This window comes from Methylomonas koyamae, assembly GCF_006483455.1.
Taxonomy (GTDB): Bacteria; Pseudomonadota; Gammaproteobacteria; order Methylococcales; family Methylomonadaceae; genus Methylomonas; species Methylomonas koyamae_B.
In genome coordinates this window covers 94,014-112,256 of record NZ_PPPU01000017.1, presented here as the reverse complement: position 1 = coordinate 112,256, position 18,243 = coordinate 94,014, and the positions used below count along the sequence as shown (strand labels likewise).

The window sequence follows — 18,243 nt, the reverse complement described above, 5'->3', positions numbered from 1 at the left end:
GCGTGAGCAAGTCGCCCGGGCGCTGGTCAACAAGGGCATCACTTTGGGCCAGCTTGGGAAATGGGAGGACGCAATCACGGTCTACGACGATGTCGTCGCACGCTTTGGCGCGGCCATGGAAATGGCCTTGCGTGAGCGAGTCGCCCGGGCGCTGGTCAACAAGGGTTTCGTTTTGCGCCAGCTTGGGCAATTGGAGGAGGCAATCAAGGTCTGCGACGATGTCGTCGAGCACTTTGGCGCGGCCATGGAAATGGCCTTGCGTGAGCAAGTCGCCCGGTCGCTGGTCGACAAGGGCTTTAGCTTGGGCCAGCTTGGGCAATTGGAGGAGGCAATCAAGGTCTACGACGATGTCGTCGAACGCTTTGGCGCGGCCACGGAAGCGGCCTTGCGTGAGCAAGTCGCCCGGGCGCTGGTCAACAAGGGCATCACTTTGGGCCAGCTTGGGCAATCGGAGGACGCAATCAAGGTCTACGACGATCTGGTCGAACGCTTTGGCGCGGCGACGGAAGTGGTCTTGCGTGAGCGAGTCGCCCAGGCGCTGGTTAACAAGGGCTTCAGGTTGGGCGAGCTTGGGAAATCGGAGGACGCAATCAAGGTCTACGACTATGTCGTCGCACGCTTTGGCGAGGCCACGGAAGCGGCCTTGCGTCAGCAAGTCGCCCGGGCGCTAAACAGGTTGGGCAATTTGTTTTTAGAGAAACAAGGCGCTCCGATCAGGGCGCTGCGGGCTTTTGAAGGTGGTTTGGCTAAAAACCCTTCACCAAATATCAGGCAGTTGCTGCATGCGAACTATGCTTACGCGCTGGCGTTGCACACGGAGAATCTGCCGATGGCGCTCGCGCAGGTGAGCCGTGCGCTGGAGTATGAAGACGGCATGTCATTGTCCGGGCGCGATCTATTGCAGGCGTTGAACACTTTGGGTGAGCCGCAGGTAACGCGCTGGCAAAGTATGTTCGAGCATATAGGTGCGGCAGTGGAACGGGAGGACGAATTGCTTTGGACAGACTACCTCGACGATTTGCAGAGACTGCTCTGGTATGTCGTCGTTCATGGTCAGGGAGATGCATTGCGCCAGGCCATGGAAGCCAGGCAATATCCAATGAAGTTTTCCCCGCTGTATCACGCATTGGTTGCCGCGATTGACGGCGAGGATCATTTGTTGAAAATCAATCCGGAAACCCGGCAAGCGGCGATGCGGATTTATGAAGGACTTGCCCGGCGACTGAAACTCTACCCGAGGCCAACGTAAGCGGCATGCTTTTTCCACGATGGAGTGATGAAGTCAATGGGATAAGCGAGTAGCGTCGATGGAATCGAGGCTACAAAGTCTGGCGCCCGTCTTTACCGAGCGTCAAACTTCGGCTTCGATTTCGTAGCCGGCGTATTTGCGGATGTTGATCACGCCGCTGTCGAAAATCAGGTATTGGCCTTTGATGCCGAGTAAGGTGCCGGAGACGGTCGGGTCTTTGTCCATGTTGAAGGATTTGACCTTGGTCGGGTATTCCAACACCGGATAATTCAGGTTTAGCGCTTCGGCATCGCTAAGCAAGGTCGGCGGTTGTTCGGGGAAACCTTCGGTTATCGAAGCCAGTTCGGACTGGCACTTGCTAAGCAGTTCGTCGCGTAAGGCCGGCAGGTCGAGCTCGACGGTGTTGTTTTTCAGCATTTGTTGCCAACTGGTCTTGTCGCTCACGTGAGTCGCCAGCGCGACTTCGATCAGGCCGGACAAGTGGCGGGAGGCCACTTCGAATACCGGGATGGCTTGCACGGCGCCCTGGTCGATCCAGCGGGTCGGGATTTGCGAGCGGCGGGTGATGCCGACTTTGATGCCGGACGAGTTGGCCAGATAGACGATATGCGGCTGGAAGCAAAATTCCTCGCCCCAACTCGGTTCGCGGCAGGTGCCGGCGGCGTAGTGGCAGGTTTCCGGCTTCATGATGCACATATCGCATTGCGCCAGTTTGATGAAGCAGGGGTAGCAATAGCCCTGGTTGAAGCTCTTGTTGGTCTTTTTCGCGCAATGCACGCAAAAGATTTTGCCGGTGTGGCGCAGCGTCAACGGCTTGCCCAGCAGCGGATTTAACCGGAGTTGTTGCTCGCCCACCGGCAAGCTGTATTGCACCGGGCTGGCCAGTTCGCTGCGCATTTTTTCCAGACTGCCTATCACTCGATTAATCCTGTTTCAGCGGTAACGGCGGCTATAATGACAGCGTTTCCAGCTTACTCAAAGAGGATTTGATGTCATTCATGCAAGTGGCCGCGGGCGGCAATATTCCTTACGAAATTAACGTCGTCGTCGAAATTCCGGCGTTCAGCGATCCGGTCAAATACGAAGTGGACAAACACACCGGCGCCTTGACCGTGGACCGTTTCATGGGCACCGCGATGCAGTATCCGTGCAATTACGGTTACATCCCGCAGACTTTATCCGAGGACGGCGACCCGGTGGACGTGATGATCATTACCCCGGCGCCGCTGTTGAGCGGCTGCGTCATCAACTGCCGTCCGGTCGGTATTTTGAAGATGATAGACGAGGCCGGTCCGGACCCGAAATTGCTGGCGGTGCCGATGCCGCGCCTGACGCCGTTTTACAACCACGTCACCGACTACCGCGATTTACAGCCCGACAAATTGGCCAAAATCACCCATTTCTTCCAGCATTACAAAGATTTGGAAGAAGGCAAATGGGTCAGTGTGGAAGGTTGGGGCGGGGTGGAAGATGCTAGACAGGAGATCATGGCCAGCGTGGCCCGCTATAAACAGTCGCATAGCAGCCGCGGCTGAGCGGCCGCTCCGGCAACCATCGCGCAGATTGCCGGGCTAGGTTTTTTGTTCGATGGTGAGTTTGGTTTGCAGTTGTTCCGGCGGTACCGGGTGAGTCGGTTTCTGGTAGGAAGCCAGAATATGCTTCACATAGTTGCGGGTTTCCTGGTACGGCGGGATGCCCTGGTAACGCTCGACGGCGCCTTCGCCGGCGTTGTAGGCGGCCAGGACCAGATCGACCTTGCCTTCGAAATGGCGCAACAGCCAGTGCAGATAAGCGGTGCCGCCCTTGATGTTTTGAATAGGATTGAAGCTGTCTTTGACGCCGAAGCGTTCGGCGGTGGCCGGAATTAGTTGCATCAGGCCTTGGGCGTTTTTATTGGATAAGGCGCTGGGGTTGAAAGCGGATTCGGCTTGAATCACCGCCATGACCAAGGCCGGATCGATGCTGTAGACCGGGGCGATTTGCTTGACCCAGCTTTCCACCAGCTCGCGGTTCGGATTCGGCGCCGCAACCAGTTTGATCTCGGGTGCTACCGGCGGCGGTTGGCAGGCCGGATCGTTGGTCGGGATCGCATCGCCGAAACGGGCCAGCATCTTTTTGGCATGGGCGTCGCCGCGGTCGGCGGCCTGTTTGAACCAGTGGCTGGCCAGCGGCAGGCTGCGGGCGACGCCGCGGCCGTTGAAATACATGAAGCCGATGCTGTAAGCCGACTCGGGATCGCCTTGCAGCGCCGCTTGGCAGTACATGTCGAAGGCTTGGCGGTAGTCTTGTTTGACGAGGCGGCCGTGTTCGAAATCGGCTGCGGTTTGGCGGATTTGGGCCAGATTGACTGGGTTTGCCTGGTCGGCGCCGGCTGGGGCGTTAGCCAGAACCAGCAATAGTGCCGTTAGGGCGTGGCGTTTCAAGTTCATAAAAATCTCGTTCTGTATTGCTGTGACAAGGCTTTGTGCAAGCCCGGCCGGAAAAGGATGAAACGTCATCCTCCAAGCTTCCAGCTACCGTATACATTGCAAGTGCTTGATCGCCCATCCGGCCGAATCTCCCTGCATTTGCGCCATGCGCCGCATTCGCGGCGCCGCAGCTCCCGTCGGCTCGGAATGCCAACAAATTCAAGCTGTTTCGCACTATACCCACCCAATCGACTAGGCAATATTGCCCATATGGGCAATTCGGTCGACCGACTATACCACAGCGCGGCGACGCGCCAAACATTCGCCTGGCGTCGCCGTGGCGGCGGGCAACACCTCAAAGTCCGTGTTTTTTGCGTTTACGCCAGAATGTGGCGCGGCTCATGCCGGCATAGCGCGCCGCTTGCTCCAGATTGCCGGCGCCGATTTCCAAGGCTTCGCGGATCAGCGCCGCTTCGGCGGCCGGTTTCGGGCGCGATAGCGGTTGGGCCGGTTGCGGCATCGGCGGACGGACCGGCTCGCGGAATTCCGGCGGCAGATCGGCGATGCCCAACTCGCCGCCGCGACCGACCGCATAGGCGTATTCGACTACGTTATTCAATTCCCTGACATTGCCGGGCCAATCATAATCCAACAACAAGCGCATCGCTTCCGGCGCGATGCGGTCTACGAAACGATGGCCCTGCAGATTGTGCCGATTGATCAGGTGCTGTAACAGCAGGCCGATATCGAGCCGGCGTTCCCGCAACGGCGGCAGAAAGATCGGCACCACTCGCAACCGATACATTAAATCCTCGCGGAAACGGCCCGCCTTGACTTCTTCCCGCAACGAGCGGTGGGTGGCAGCGATGATGCGGACATCGACGCTGACCGGGTGGTCGCCGCCGACCGGAATGAAATTGCGTTCCTGCAACACCCGTAGCAACTTGGCTTGCAACTCCAGCGGCAGCTCGGCAATTTCGTCCAGAAACAGGGTGCCGCCGTTGGCGCGCTGAAACAGCCCGGCGTGGTTGCGCACCGCCCCGGTAAAGGCGCCCTTGACGTGGCCGAACAGTTCGCTTTCCAGCAGGCTCGGGGTCAGCGCCGCGCAATTGATCGCCAGAAACGGCTGGTAGTGGCGCGGACTTTCCAAGTGCAGCGCGTGTGCCACCATTTCCTTGCCGGTACCGGATTCGCCGCGGATCAATACCGTGGCTTCGGTCGCGGCGACGTTGCGGATGATTTGGATCGCTTCCAGCATTTTCGGATCGCGGGTCAGAATGCCGTGGAAGGTTTCCCCCGTCGGCTGCGGCAATCCCGCGGCTTGATGTTGCGGCTGCAGATATTCGATTGCGCCGGCAAAGTTGCCGGCATTGTCGTAAAAGGCTTTGGCGGTACGGTAGCAATCCAGCGTCCGCCCGTCCGGGTGTTGGATACGGACTGCCTGGGCTTTGACGATGCCGAGTTGGGCCAGATTGCACGGATCGTTGTCGTTGTCGCAATTCAAAGTCGTTTTGCAGGGTTTGCCTACCGCACTGGCGGCGCTCAAGCCGAGCAGTTGCTCGGCGCCTTTGCTCCACAACAGGATGTCGCTATTGGCGTCGACGATAAACACCGCGCCGGTTTCGAATAAATCGGTCATCACTTCCAGCACTTGATCGGCACCGATTTGCCCAAGCCAGCGTTTCAGCTGCGGTGAGGAAAAGGCCATGTGTTTGCTCCGTAATGTTTCAAGTTTTGTTTCAAGTGTATCACCGCTGTTTCAGTGTTTCATTTTGAAACACAGCGCCGGCGGCCAGCCGGCGCCCGATTGGATCGGTTGCCGGCAGTCGGAGACAAGCACGCGAGATTTTTTAGTCAAAACAAATGTCTAGCTCTGGCTGCTCCTGCCGCTGCGGCCTGAACCTCGCGCTGGCGGTTTGCGACCCGGCATGGTGAAACTGGCATGAGTCTTGATATAGAAACATTAACTTATTCTTATTTTGCGATAAACGGAGCAGGTCATGATTTTCAGACAACTCTTCGAAACCGAAACCGCCACTTACAGCTATTTGCTCGGTTGCGAGCGCACCCGTCGCGGCTGCCTGATCGATCCGGTGGCGTCGGAATTGCCGCTGTACCTGGAGCTGTTGCAAAGCCTGGATTTGAAACTGGTTTATACCCTGGAAACCCACGTTCACGCCGACCACATTACCGGTTCCGGCTTGCTGCGGGAAAAGGTCGGCAGCAAAAGCGTGGTGCACCGCGATGCCGGCGCGATCTGCGCCGACTTGCTGGTGACGGACGGCGTGCCGTTGCAGGTCGGCGATTTGCAACTGGAAGTCCGGCATACGCCCGGCCATACCAACGGCTGCGTCAGTTACGTGATGGCGGACCGGGTCTTCACCGGCGACGCCTTGCTGATCGGCGGCAGCGGCCGGACCGATTTTCAACAAGGCGATGCCGGTCAGCTCTACGACAGCATCACCGGCAAACTGTTTACCTTGCCGCCCGATACTCTGGTTTATCCCGGCCACGACTACCAAGGCAATACCGTTTCCACCATCAAACAGGAGATGGCGAAAAATCCACGCTTGGGCGGCGGCAAGAGCCGCGACGAGTTCATCGCCATCATGAGCGAACTGAAACTGGCCTATCCGAAATTCATCGACCAAGCCTTGCCGGCCAACCAGGCGTGCGGTTCGTTGAGTTAGGAGTGCTGAGATGCTGACCGTTCTGGGTTTGGCGATCGGAATTGGCTTGCTGCTCGGCTTGCTGGGTGGTGGCGGTTCGATTTTGACCGTGCCGATGCTGGTGTACGTGTTGCAGGTGGCGCCGAAGACCGCAATCGCCACGTCGTTCGTCGTGGTCGGCGTCTCCAGCCTGATGGCATTGATACCGCATGCCCGGCGCGGCCACGTCTGCTGGAAAAGTGCCGTTGTGTTCGGCATCGCCGGCATGGGCGGCGCCTTCGGCGGCGGGCGTCTGGCCGGCCATATTTCGGGAGACTGGCTGATGGTGTTGTTCGGCCTGGTCACACTGATCACCGGTTTGGCCATGATTTTCAAAAAAGCGGCGGTTGAGCCGGCGCCCGGCCTGCAGCCGTTGCCGATGTGCCCATTGCGGACGCCGGTGTCGCGGCTGTTGTTCGACGGCGCATTGGTCGGCGGCTTGACCGGTTTGGTCGGCGTCGGCGGCGGCTTTTTGATAGTGCCGGCCTTGACACTTTGGGTAGGCCTGCCGATGCCGGCGGCGATCGGTACCTCGTTGTTGGTGATCGTAATGAATGCGGTGGCCGGTTTCAGCGGTTATATCAACCACGCCGAACTGGATTTGGCGTTGACGGCGGTGGTGACGGTCGGCGCCTTGGCCGGTAGCGGCTTGGGCGCCTGGCTGTCGAATTTTCTCAGCGCGGCCGTTTTGCGTCGCGGCTTCGGCTGGTTTGTGGTGTTGGTGGCCGTTTACGTGCTGTCGCAAGCTTTAACCGGCGAAGTGTGGTCCGCGGTATCCGCTGTGCAATTGGTCGAGATCATCGCCGAAAAGCGGCTCTGGGGCGGGCTGGCTGCGGCAGCGTTACTGGCATGGATAGGCCGGCGCATTCATCGTCTTCGGCCGGACGCCGACGAGGTGAAGCGCCAAACCGGCTCAAAAATTAGAGTAGTCTAATATTTGTTAAGTCTGACTGATTAAGCGCTATCCGCTCAGGGTGGCAATAACTAGAAAAACTAACAGGAGGGGGCATGTTAAATAAATTCAATAAATCGCGGCGGCACTTTTTTGCCCAAAGCGGGGTTGGTCTGTTGGCTTATGCCGGCATGCCCGGCTGGTTGCGGGCGATGGAGAACATGGGCGAGATGCCGAAAATGGCGCCGTTCAAGGCATCGCCGAACTTTCATCCGGATGTCGAGCTGGACTTGTTCTGCCGGCCGTCTGATGTCGCGATTCTGCCCGGCCAAACCACCCGGGTGCAACGCTACTTCGCCAAACTGGTGAAAGGTCCGGCCGATACTCTGGCCGAGATCCCCGGTTCTTACCTCGGGCCGGTGATGCGCTTCGAAACCGGTCAGAAAATCCGCATCAATCTGCACAATCAGCTCGACGAGCCGACCATCACCCATTGGCACGGCTTGCACGTGCCGGCGGCAATGGATGGACATCCGCTGTACGCGATCGACCGAGGCCAGAGCTTCGTCTACGAATTCGAGATGCTGAATCGGGCCAGCATGAACATCTACCACCCGCATCCGCATAACACGACGGCCAAGCAGGTTTACCACGGTCTGGCCGGGGCGATACTGGTCAATGACGCCGAAGAGCGGCGGCTGGAGCTGCCGGCCGGCGAATACGAAGTGCCGATCGTGATTCAGGACCGCCGCTTCGACGCCAACAACCAATTGCAATACGTGCACGGCATGCACGACCGGATGATGGGATTCTACGGCGACCGCATCCTGGTCAACGGCAAAGCCGATTTTCAGCTCGACGTTGCCAGTCGGGCTTACCGGTTCCGCGTCCTCAACGGCTCAACGGCGCGCATTTACAAGCTGGCCTGGGACGACAATACCCCGCTGACCGTCATCGGCACCGATGGCGGCTTGTTGGAAGTGCCCGTCAACAAACCCTACGTGATGTTGGCCCCCGGCGAACGTTTGGATATCTGGGCGGATTTCAGCGGGCGTAAAGTCGGCTCGCAACTGGTACTGCGCAGCCGTTCTTTTTCCGGCGCGTTGCCGAAAATGGCCGAGCGGATGATGGGCGGTATGGGCGGTATGGGCGGCGGCGAACACGGCATGGGTATGCACGCCAATGCCGTGCCGATGGGCAGCGACTACCCGATTTTTAAAATCAAGGTAACGCGGCAAGTCGGCGACAGCCCGAAATTGCCCGACAGTCTGGCGCAAATCAAACGTTACACATTGCACGACACCGCCAATCCCGCTAAACCGGTGCCGATCGGCATCTCCGAAGGGCCGATGCGAATGGTGTTGAACGGCCAGCCCTACGCCTATAACGACATCCTGCCCAGCGAACGGATTCCGTTCAATACCGTGCAACTGATGGAAATATTCCACGCCCACGGCGGTAGCGGCGGCCATGGCGATAAAGTCGGCGGCGAACACGGCGCCGATTTGGGCAAACCGCAAGGCATGCGCCACGGCAACCAGGGCGAAGCAGGCGGCCGGCACATGGGTGGGATGGGGATGGGCGGCATGAATCACGGCGGCGGCCAGGGCGAGGGCGGCCATAAAATGGGCATGATGCGAGGTACGGACCATGGCGGCGAAGGCAAAGGCGGCGACCACCAGATGGGCGGTATGGGCATGGGCGGAATGGGCGGCAACATGGGCATGATGATGTCGATGGCGCATCCTATCCATCTGCACGGCCAATATTTTCAGATATTAAGCCGTACTGTCGGTATGGGCGAAGGCGACGGTTACGCCACGGTCAAAGACGGTTTCATCGAAGGCGGCTGGAAGGATACCGTGTTGGTCATGCCCGGCGAGCGGGTACGCATCATCAAGCCGTTCCAGGATTTCAAAGGCTTGTTCATGTACCACTGCCATAATCTGGAACACGAAGACATGGGCATGATGCGCGACTTTTCAGTCGAGTAGCGGCAAACCCGTTCGGCGGTAGCGATCCGGCCCGGCCGGTTTCTGCCGCCTATCCGCGACCAATCGATCCCCAGGAGGCCGTCATGAACGACGCTAGCCCAGACCGTCCGCTTTTGCCGAAAACAAGCGCCTTGCGCTGGGAAATCGGCGCCGCAATCGGCATCAAATTGCTTTTGTTGGTCGGCTTGTGGTTTTTGATTTTCCGCTGGCAGGAACGTCCGGCCGCTAAACCCGATATCGCCGCGCATCTGGCTTTACCTGCAGCGGCTCAGCCATTTTCTTCACAACCCGTAAAGGAGTCCGATCATGTTCGGTGACGATATTGTCATGCTCTCGCGGATGCAGTTCGGCCTGACCGCGCTGTACCACTTTCTGTTCGTGCCGCTGACGCTGGGCATGACCTTTATTCTCGGCATCATGGAATCGGTTTACGTGATGACCGGTAAAGCAGTCTATAAGGACATGGTCAAATTCTGGGGCAAACTGTTCGGCATCAATTTCGCGATGGGGGTTACCACCGGCCTGACGCTGGAATTTCAGTTCGGTACCAACTGGGCTTATTACTCGCACTATGTCGGCGACATTTTCGGTCCGCTGCTGGCTGCAGAAGGCTGGATGGCGTTTTTTCTGGAATCGACCTTCGTCGGTTTGTTCTTCTTCGGCTGGGACCGTTTGACCAAAGTCCAGCATTTGCTGGTGACCTGGCTGTTGGCGGTCGGTACCAGCCTGTCGGCGCTGTGGATTCTGATCGCCAACGGCTGGATGCAGCATCCGGTCGGCGCCGAATTCAATTACGAAACCTTACGCATGGAGATGGCCAGCTTCGCCGACGTGTTCTTCAACCCGGTGGCGCAGGTCAAGTTCGTGCATACCGTCGCCGCCGGTTATGTCACCGGCTCGATGTTCGTGCTCGGCATCAGTTCCTGGTATTTGCTGAACCAACGCGACATCGGTTTCGCCCGCCGCTCGTTTTCGATTGCCTCGGCCTTTGGGCTGGCGTCGGTGTTGTCGGTGATCGTACTCGGCGACGAGAGCGGTTATACCTCCGGCGAAACCCAAAAAATCAAGCTGGCGGCGATCGAATCGGAATGGGAAACCCATCCGGCGCCGGCCAGCTTCACCGTATTCGGCTTTCCGGACCAGGAAAACGAACGCACCGATTTTGCGATCAAAATTCCCTATGTGCTGGGCCTGATCGCGACTCGCTCGATCGACGAGGATGTCAAAGGCTTGAAGGATTTGCGCCAGGAAAGCGCCGAGCGTATCAAAAGTGGCATGATTGCCTACGGCGAGTTGCAGAAACTGCGCGCCGGCGATTTGAGCGCCAAACCGGCTTTCGAGGCGCATAAAGCCGATCTGGGTTACGGTCTGCTCCTGAAAAAATACACCGGCCAGGTGATTGATGCCGACGCGGCGATGATCCAACAAGCCGCCAACGACACGATTCCTCAGGTGGCGCCGTTGTTCTGGACCTTCCGCATCATGGTCGCCTGCGGTTTCACGCTGCTGTTCATCTTTGCCATGAGCTTCTACTACTGCGCCACCCGCGTTGCCGACCAGAAGCGCTGGCTGATGCGGATGGCGGTCTGGTGTATCCCGTTGCCGTGGATCGCCGCCGAAACCGGCTGGTTCGTCGCCGAATACGGCCGCCAACCCTGGACTATCTCCGGCGTGTTGCCGACTCACATGAGCGTGTCCAGTCTGAGTGCGGATCAGCTTTGGTTCAGTATCGGTGGCTTTGCCTTGTTCTACACCGTGCTGCTGATCATCGAGATGTATTTGATGCTGAAGTATGTTCGCTTGGGGCCTAGCAGTTTGCATACCGGCCGCTATTATTTCGAACAATCTGCGGCGCTGGCCCATTAAGGAGGAAGTCGTGAAAAACATCGTATCGACCATAACGCTGACGGCGTTGGCTAACGTCGCCCTGGCCATTCCGCCGGTCGATCCGGCCCGGCTGGATCAAGTGGAGCAACGCGGCAGCCAGGTGATGCCGTTTGCGTTGGATAAAACCCTGCACGTGTTTACCCCATCGCCGAGCGGCGGCGTGCAGCAAGTGCTGGCGAAAAATGCCGGCGATGCCGAGCAGATCGGTCTGATCCGCCAGCATCTGATCCATTTGGCGGCGGGTTTCGGCCGCGGCGATTTTTCCGGGCCGCGCCGAATTCACGGCGACGACATGCCCGGCGTGCAGGCCTTGAGCGCGGCGGCGGGGAAGGTGGTTTATCAATACCGCGAATTGCCCAACGGTGCCGAGATCGAATTCCAAACCGCCGAACCGGCCCTGGTCGAGGCGATACATGCCTATTTCGCGGCCCAGCTCAGCGACCACGCCCGCCATGCCATGCCGGGCGGCCATGTCCCGCATCACGACCATCCGCGCCAATAATTTCGGGAGTAAACCATGTTCGATTATGAAACGATTCGTCTGATCTGGTGGCTATTCATCGGTGTCGTTGCCATCGCCTTTGCGGTGACCGAAGGCTTCGATTTCGGCGTCAGCGCGCTGTTGCCGTTCATCGGCAAAACCGACCTCGAACGCCGGGTAGTGATCAATACCGTCGGCGCCACCTGGGAGGGCAACCAGGTGTGGCTGGTGCTGCTCGGCGGCGCTGTGTTCGCGATCTGGCCGGCGGTCTACGCCACGCTGTTCTCCGGCCTGTACGTAGCGATGCTACTGGTGTTGTTCGCGTTGTTCTTTCGCCCGGCCGGGTTCGATTACCGCAGCAAGATCGAAGATCCGCGCTGGCGCAATACCTGGGATTGGTGCCTGTTTCTGGGCGGTGCGCTGCCGCCGATTCTGCTCGGCGTGCTGGTCGGCAATTTGTTGCTGGGCTTGCCGTTTCATCTGGATCAAGATCTGCGGCCGTTTTACGACGGTTCGTTTTTTGCGCTGCTGAATCCGTTTGCCTTGTTGTGCGGTTTTGCCGGCTTACTGTTGACGCTGTTCCATGGCGCATTGTTTCTGAAATGGCGCAGCGAAGGCGCGATCCACCAACGGGCGACGGCCATCGTTGCGGCGTTGGGTCCTCTGCTACTAACGGCATTGGTCGTGATCACTGCCTGGGTGTTTTTGGCGATAGACCGGCCGGAAATCACGCAAATGGCCGCGGCCGATGCGCCTTCCAATCCGATGAACAAAACCGTTATCGCTCGCGGCGCCGGTTGGCTGCAGCATTTTAAAACCCACGCCTGGATGTGGCTGGCGCCGGCCGCCGGTTTCGGCGGCATCTTTTCGGCTTGGAAACTCGGCGCCGGCGCAACGCGGAAGGCGGCGTTCTGGGCCAGCGCGCTGGGTATTGCCGGTATCGGTTTGACGGTCGGCTTCGGTCTGTTCCCGTTTTTGCTGATCTCCAAAACCGATCCGCGCTCCAGCCTGACTTTGTGGGATGCCAGTTCCAGCCATACCACGCTGTTGTTGGCATTCTGGATCACCGTGGTGTTCCTGCCGATCGTGCTGCTCTACACCCGTTTCGTGTACCGGGTGATCTGGGGCAGCGTCACCGAACAGACCGTTTTGCAAGATTCCCACACCCTGTACTAAGGAGAATGAACCATGTGGTATTTCGCTTGGATTTTAGGCGTCGGCTTCGCCGCCGCGTTCGGCATCATCAATGCCATGTGGCTGGAATCGGTATGCGATATCGATAACCACGGCATCGACCAGTCGTGCGATAGCCTGCGCAAGTAACGTCGGCCGGAGGCGCGCGGCCCGCGCCTCCGCCTGCCTATTGCCGCGGGGGAGGCGGAGACATAGAATGCCGGCTCTGTTAACTGATTCCGAGGAGCCCCCATGTCAGATTCATATTGGTTTAGAACCGGCGAAGCCACCGTATTTTCCAGCGAAGGCCAAGGCACCGACGCGATGCCGGAAATCCTGATCGGCGACGTTAAAGGTCCGGCCGGCCACGCCTTCGCCAATCTGATGGGCCAAACCGCGGGCCACACCCGGATGTTCGCGATTCGCGCCACCAACCAACAAGTGCGCCCGGCCACGATCATGGTGCCGAAAGTCACGATCAAATCCTCGGCCTACGTCAACCTGTTGGGCGGTCCGGTGCAATCGGCCGTCGCCGACGCGGTGATCGACAGCGTCGCCGACGGCGTGATTCCGCGGCTGCAAGCCAATGAATTGTGCATCATCGCGATGATCTGGATCGATCCGTCTTGCGCCGACAACCCGAATCTGGACCGCAAGGACCTGTACCGCACCAACTACGAAGCGATGAAATTGGCGATCTCCAGAGCGATGAGCAACTCGCCCAGCATCGACGAGCTGATCGCCAACCGCCACAAAATCTTCCACGAAATGTACGATCCGGAGACCGGCGAGTCGCAGTGGTAAGCGGTTAGCACCGGCCGAGGTCAGGTCTCAGCGGTCGCGTCGATCTGGTCGGCGCGGTCGACTATCGCAGCCTTCTCGACCAGCCCGCTCAGTTGTCGAATCAACTCGCCGCGGGCACTGGTTTTGCGCCACACCAGGCCGATGGTGCGGCTGGGCGCCGGTGCCGCAAACCGGATGTAACGGATGCCCGGCTCGTGGCGCACCGCAATCTGCGGGATGAAGGTCACGCCGGTGCCGGCATGTACCATTTGCCGCAGCGTTTCCAGGCTGGTAGCGCGGACGTCCTGCTCTTCGTCGGCGCCGACGGTTTGGCAAACTTGCAAGGCATGGCCGCGCAAGCAATGCCCCTCGTCCAACAACAGCAAATGCTCGCCTTGCAAATCGGATTGTTCGACCACGCTGTTGAAGGCCAGCGGATGGCTATCGGCCACCGCCAGCAAAAATTCGTCGTCGAACACAGCCTTGCTCTCCAGAAAATCTTCGTAAACCGGTAGCGCCAACAGCGCGCAGTCCATCTGCCCGCTTTTGAGTTGCTGAATTAGTTGCTCGGTTTTCTCCTCCACCAGGATCAGCCGAATTCGCGGCAAGGCCTGTTTGATCAGCGGCACCAATTGCGGAAACAGGTAGGAAGCCACGGTGGGGAACGCGCCTAAGCGCAGATTGCCGGCCAGCGGATCCTGCGCCGTGGCGGCCAGTTCCTTGATAATCGCCTGTTCTTTCAGAATTCGTCTGGCCGAGGCGATGATGCGCTCGCCCAACTCGGTCGGCAGCACTTTTTTATTGGTGCGCTCGAACAACTGTATCCCCAGCTCGTCCTCCAGTTTCTTGATCTGGGTACTCAACGTCGGCTGGCTGATGCAGCAGCGGTCGGCCGCCTGCACGAAACTGCGCAAATCGGCCACGGCAATCAAATAGTGCAAATCCCGTAAATTCACGTTTTCTCCATGTTTCGATTATTGCGCATCGTCCCAGCTGCACGTGGTAAGTGTTACCCGTTTGTCCGCGCTGCCAATACTCTTACACCACCTATTCTAAATGACTGGAAATTATTGTTCAGTACTGGTGATCGGACGGTTTTTCGGCGTTTTGCGCAAAGGTCCGGCCTACTCTGTTAGACCGCTAGCAACATATTGGTTACGGCGGTTGGAAAATCCGAAATTTCGGTAATACTGCTTTTTCAAAAAGTCGGTCAGGAGAGTTGTATGCTTAACCGTGTCGAAATCGGCAAACGCCTGAGCGCAGCGTTTTTTAGCGCCAGTTTTATTACATTGCTAACCGGCATAAGCGGTATTTATTTTATCGATGTGGTCGGACATACCGGAGTCTATGTCGGAGAGGCTGCGGCGCCGCTGGTTGATGCAGTCATGGAATCGAAACTGCTCGCGACTGAAGCCCATTTGAAGTTCGAGGAAATTATGGGTGGCGATAACGCTGAGTCTATAGATAGCGTGAATCTGTTGATGGACAAATCTAGTTGGTTCTTGGAAGCAATAGCCCACGGCGGCGAAAGTGAAGAAGGCAAGTTTATAGCGGTCGAAAATCCGGCTACTCTGGCGCGAGTCGATGCGTCACGACAGAAACTTCAGGCCGTGCGCACCATGCTGGCCAAACGTTATGCCACACTGGGTCAAAATATCGGCGAAGACCAATTTCATAAGCTGGATGCGCAGTTCGACGCGGATTTCGAGGCGTTTATCGATGAAGTCGACCAGTTGGAAACTGCAATCCAGATCGACGTCAAGGATTCGCTAAAAAAATTGCACGACACCACGGAAGAAAGCAAATTGATACTGTCGGCTTTGATCGGTGCCGCTTTGATTAGCGCGCTCTTGCTCGGTCGGTTGACGACGCAATCGATTACGCAACCGCTGAGTCAATGTTTGCTGATTGCCAAGCAGATTCAGAACGGAGATTTGACTGCGAAAGTTGCGCCGCTGGGTGAGGATGAAATTGCCCAGCTACTGCTGGCTTTGGATAGTATGCGGCGGCGTCTGCTGGATATTATCAGCGGTATAGCCGACAACGTGACAATGTTGAATCGGGCTGCCGAATCTTTGGCCTCGGCATCGTCTCAAAGCGAACGGGCCAGCGTAGTAGAGGCTGAAACATCGGAAATGATGGCGAATTCGGTAGAAAAGCTGTCGCAGGCGATCGATCAGATCGGCCGGCAAGCGAAAACCGTGTACGAAGTGGCGGAACACTCCGGTAATCTTTCGCTCACCAGCGGTACGATAATCCAAGAGACGGCCAGTAAAATTACTGATGTAGCGGCTGCGGTGAAATCCACCGCCGTGACGATTCAGGAGCTGGAGGACTTTTCCGGCCAGATTTCCGGGATCGTCAGCATCATCGGCAGTATCGCCGATCAGACCAACCTGCTGGCGTTGAATGCGGCAATAGAAGCGGCTCGGGCTGGCGAACAAGGCCGCGGATTTGCGGTGGTAGCGGACGAAGTGCGCGCGCTAGCCAAACGTACGGCCAGTTCGACCCACGAAATTATCGATATGGTAGGCAAAATACAGGTCAATACCAAACATGCCGCGGAGGAGGTCGAATCGGGTGTCAGAAAAGTGAACGACGGTGTGGCGTTGGCGGGTAAGGCCGCAACGTCGATTACCGATATTCGCGATAGCAGCCATCATGTCAGTACTGCAATTGGTGAAATCACCGGCATTTTGGCAGACCAAGCTAACGCGACTCGCGAAATGGCGAAACGTATAAAAATGATCGCTGATAGCGCTGCCGACAACTGCAGTACTGCGGCAGGCGCGTCCCGCTCGGCGCAAGAATTGGCCCGTCTAGCGCAAAATCTCGAGCGCGTCGTTTCGGGGTTTAAAATCGTATGAGTCAAGACAGTGCAGCTTGGTTGACGCTTGATGCCAGTTTGCGGGTGACAACGAAACTGGATCGGTTCTACGTTAGCAAAGATTTGCACAGCCATCTGGTTTGTCGGAAGTTTTGTGCATATTGTTGTTGATATCTTGTGATAGCTGGAAAGCAGGCTTGTTTTTCAAAGACATTTGTCGCTTGCGTAGCATGTATCCTATCCCCCGCAGATGCTAAAAAGCCGGAGTTGGGGGCGGGTACGGGGGGTAAACTGCACGAGATCGCCGATTTATACACAGAAACTGTGGAAAAAATTGTTGGCAACATATTGGTTGTGTTGCTATGTTTTTGTTTTTAATTGGTTTCCGTTGGGTGGTTCGTTATTGGCCACACCTCAAATTCCCAGTCTAAAGCCAACAAAATCAGTAAAATTTTTAGTCCTATGGTCGAGCCTGACAGAAATGCACTGGTGATTCGAGTCTAGTCACAGAAGTTGTGGATAAGTCTGTTGGCAAACCGTTAAAAACCAAGCTAAGTGCCGGTCCCAACTAAACTGGCGTTAAATTGGCTAAAAATTATACAATCCAGCCATCCCTTCAAACCGGAATTCGAACATGATCGATTGGAACAACACCTATGCAGCCATTTGGCGCCAGCGCCAGGAATATTTGCGGCCGGTTCGGCATATCGATCCGATCCGGCTGCAGCAACTGCTTGGCATCGAGTCGCAAAAACGGCAACTGGTCGATAATACTTTGCGTTTCCTGGCCGGTCTGCCGGCGAATAACGTTTTGTTGTGGGGCGCGCGTGGTACCGGCAAGTCGTCGCTGGTCAAGGCTTTATTCAACGAGTACATGCACGAAGGTTTGCGTTTGATCGAAGTCGACAAACAGGATCTTTTGTATTTGCCGGAAATCGTCGACGACATTCGCGAGCATCGGCAACGCTTCATTATCTATTGCGACGACCTGTCGTTCGAGGCCGGGGACAGTCTTTACAAGCCGTTGAAAAGCGTGCTGGAAGGCTCGATCGAGCTGCCGCCGGAAAACGTGCTGTTTTACGCGACTTCGAACCGGCGCCATTTGCTGCCGGAACAGATGCGGGACAATCTCGATACTTTACTGGTGGACGGCGAGGTGCATTATTCCGATGCCGTCGAAGAAAAAATTTCGTTGTCGGACCGCTTTGGTCTGCGTTTGGGGTTTTATCCACAGCAGACCCAGACATATTTGGACATTGTCGACAGCTATTTCCCGGATTACCGCGGCGATCGCGAGGTGTTGCACAAGGCGGCTTTGGATTTTGCCCATACGCGCGCTGCTAAAAACGGCCGTACCGCCAAGCAGTTTTTTAACAGCGTCAGCGACGGTCAGGCCGGGTTTTGATCGTCCCCGAGCCACTCGTGCAAGCGGTTGGGAGCACCCAGCATGAATTTGAGGATTTCGTTGCGGGCGGTTTCTGCCGCAATCCCGCGGGCGACCAAAGTCTGCAATAAACACTGGAATTGCTCGCGGCTGCGGTGGCCTGGGGCGGACATATCGCGCCGGCAACTGAATTCGTCCATTAGGGTGGAGCCGCAGCGGCAATTGCGAAAAACTTCTACTATCGCCATGCCTTGATCGTCGACGAACGACTTTAACGATGAGCGGCCGCCGGGCATGTCGCCGGTTTCGCGGAAAAATTGTTCAGGCCCGCTGAAAACGCGGCCGCAGTTCGGACAGCGTTTCGGAAAAGCCGATTGCAGCAGGGCTTGCAGCCCTTCGAACGCTTCGATTTTCATGGTTTTTGCGATTGCCCTAAACATTCCTACGCAGCGGCATT

General features: G+C 57.3%; 18 protein-coding genes. 13 read left to right on the top strand and 5 right to left on the bottom strand.

Features of this window, described 5'->3' with window-relative positions; all coding sequences use genetic code 11:
- Nucleotides 1-1,249: tetratricopeptide repeat protein (locus C2U68_RS10935; protein ID WP_140912523.1), on the top strand; the 1,249-nt coding region annotated here is incomplete at its 5' end.
- Between the two features lie 102 nt (nucleotides 1,250-1,351).
- On the opposite strand, the gene C2U68_RS10930 is transcribed toward C2U68_RS10935, so the two are convergent.
- On the bottom strand, nucleotides 1,352-2,167 hold the full coding sequence (locus tag C2U68_RS10930) for a DUF2797 domain-containing protein (protein WP_140912522.1): 816 nt from the start codon (nucleotides 2,165-2,167) through the stop codon (nucleotides 1,352-1,354).
- A 71-nt stretch (nucleotides 2,168-2,238) separates the two neighbouring features.
- On the opposite strand from C2U68_RS10930, the gene ppa reads away from it, so the two are divergent.
- Nucleotides 2,239-2,784 (top strand): inorganic diphosphatase, encoded by a 546-nt coding sequence (ppa, locus tag C2U68_RS10925; RefSeq protein WP_140912521.1) that lies wholly within the window; start codon nucleotides 2,239-2,241, stop codon nucleotides 2,782-2,784.
- A 36-nt stretch (nucleotides 2,785-2,820) separates the two neighbouring features.
- Here ppa and C2U68_RS10920 read toward each other — a convergent pair whose 3' ends face one another.
- The gene (locus C2U68_RS10920; RefSeq protein ID WP_140912520.1) at nucleotides 2,821-3,678 is read right to left on the bottom strand and encodes a transglycosylase SLT domain-containing protein; all 858 of its coding nucleotides are present in this window, start codon (nucleotides 3,676-3,678) and stop codon (nucleotides 2,821-2,823) included.
- Between the two features lie 334 nt (nucleotides 3,679-4,012).
- A complete protein-coding gene (locus C2U68_RS10915; RefSeq protein WP_140912519.1) occupies nucleotides 4,013-5,365 on the bottom strand; it encodes a sigma-54 interaction domain-containing protein in 1,353 nt (450 codons plus the stop codon).
- A gap of 292 nt (nucleotides 5,366-5,657) precedes the next feature.
- Here C2U68_RS10915 and C2U68_RS10910 point away from each other — a divergent pair, with 292 nt between their 5' ends.
- The 9 genes from C2U68_RS10910 to fae all read left to right on the top strand — a co-directional run bounded on the left by C2U68_RS10910 (nucleotide 5,658) and on the right by fae (nucleotide 13,596).
- Nucleotides 5,658-6,347, top strand: coding sequence for an MBL fold metallo-hydrolase (locus C2U68_RS10910; RefSeq protein ID WP_140912518.1), 690 nt, complete (start codon nucleotides 5,658-5,660; stop codon nucleotides 6,345-6,347).
- Between the two features lie 10 nt (nucleotides 6,348-6,357).
- Nucleotides 6,358-7,299: a sulfite exporter TauE/SafE family protein gene (locus tag C2U68_RS10905; protein ID WP_140912517.1), complete on the top strand. Its 942-nt coding sequence runs from the start codon at nucleotides 6,358-6,360 to the stop codon at nucleotides 7,297-7,299.
- A gap of 74 nt (nucleotides 7,300-7,373) precedes the next feature.
- A complete protein-coding gene (locus C2U68_RS10900) occupies nucleotides 7,374-9,251 on the top strand; it encodes a multicopper oxidase family protein (protein WP_140912516.1) in 1,878 nt (625 codons plus the stop codon).
- A gap of 83 nt (nucleotides 9,252-9,334) precedes the next feature.
- A complete protein-coding gene (locus tag C2U68_RS10895; RefSeq protein WP_140912515.1) occupies nucleotides 9,335-9,568 on the top strand; it encodes a hypothetical protein in 234 nt (77 codons plus the stop codon).
- Nucleotides 9,558-11,117 (top strand): cytochrome ubiquinol oxidase subunit I, encoded by a 1,560-nt coding sequence (locus tag C2U68_RS10890; protein ID WP_140912514.1) that lies wholly within the window; start codon nucleotides 9,558-9,560, stop codon nucleotides 11,115-11,117. Before C2U68_RS10895 ends, C2U68_RS10890 begins: the two co-directional genes overlap by 11 nt.
- Before the next feature lie 10 nt (nucleotides 11,118-11,127).
- On the top strand, nucleotides 11,128-11,640 hold the full coding sequence (locus C2U68_RS10885; protein ID WP_140912513.1) for an aspartate carbamoyltransferase: 513 nt from the start codon (nucleotides 11,128-11,130) through the stop codon (nucleotides 11,638-11,640).
- Between the two features lie 15 nt (nucleotides 11,641-11,655).
- Nucleotides 11,656-12,795, top strand: coding sequence for a cytochrome d ubiquinol oxidase subunit II (gene cydB, locus C2U68_RS10880; RefSeq protein ID WP_140912512.1), 1,140 nt, complete (start codon nucleotides 11,656-11,658; stop codon nucleotides 12,793-12,795).
- A gap of 12 nt (nucleotides 12,796-12,807) precedes the next feature.
- Nucleotides 12,808-12,942, top strand: a complete 135-nt coding sequence (gene cydX / locus C2U68_RS10875) for a cytochrome bd-I oxidase subunit CydX (protein WP_140912511.1) — start codon at nucleotides 12,808-12,810, stop codon at nucleotides 12,940-12,942.
- A gap of 102 nt (nucleotides 12,943-13,044) precedes the next feature.
- Complete coding sequence (gene fae, locus C2U68_RS10870) at nucleotides 13,045-13,596, top strand: formaldehyde-activating enzyme (RefSeq protein ID WP_140912510.1); 552 nt, start codon at nucleotides 13,045-13,047, stop codon at nucleotides 13,594-13,596.
- A 20-nt stretch (nucleotides 13,597-13,616) separates the two neighbouring features.
- On the opposite strand, the gene C2U68_RS10865 is transcribed toward fae, so the two are convergent.
- Nucleotides 13,617-14,531 carry a LysR substrate-binding domain-containing protein gene (locus C2U68_RS10865; protein WP_140912509.1) on the bottom strand — a complete coding sequence of 305 codons (915 nt, stop codon included), beginning with the start codon at nucleotides 14,529-14,531 and terminating at the stop codon, nucleotides 13,617-13,619.
- Nucleotides 14,532-14,798: 267 nt separating this feature from the next.
- On the opposite strand from C2U68_RS10865, the gene C2U68_RS10860 reads away from it, so the two are divergent.
- Together C2U68_RS10860 and C2U68_RS10855 are read left to right on the top strand one after the other, a co-directional pair.
- Complete coding sequence (locus C2U68_RS10860; protein ID WP_140912508.1) at nucleotides 14,799-16,442, top strand: methyl-accepting chemotaxis protein; 1,644 nt, start codon at nucleotides 14,799-14,801, stop codon at nucleotides 16,440-16,442.
- A gap of 594 nt (nucleotides 16,443-17,036) precedes the next feature.
- Nucleotides 17,037-17,807, top strand: a complete 771-nt coding sequence (locus tag C2U68_RS10855) for an ATP-binding protein (protein ID WP_140912507.1) — start codon at nucleotides 17,037-17,039, stop codon at nucleotides 17,805-17,807.
- Here C2U68_RS10855 and C2U68_RS10850 read toward each other — a convergent pair.
- Entirely contained in the window at nucleotides 17,792-18,202 is a 411-nt protein-coding gene (locus C2U68_RS10850; protein ID WP_186289579.1) for an oxidoreductase, read from the bottom strand. The two genes, C2U68_RS10855 and C2U68_RS10850, sit on opposite strands and share 16 nt — an antisense overlap.
- Between the last annotated feature and the right edge of the window lie 41 nt (nucleotides 18,203-18,243).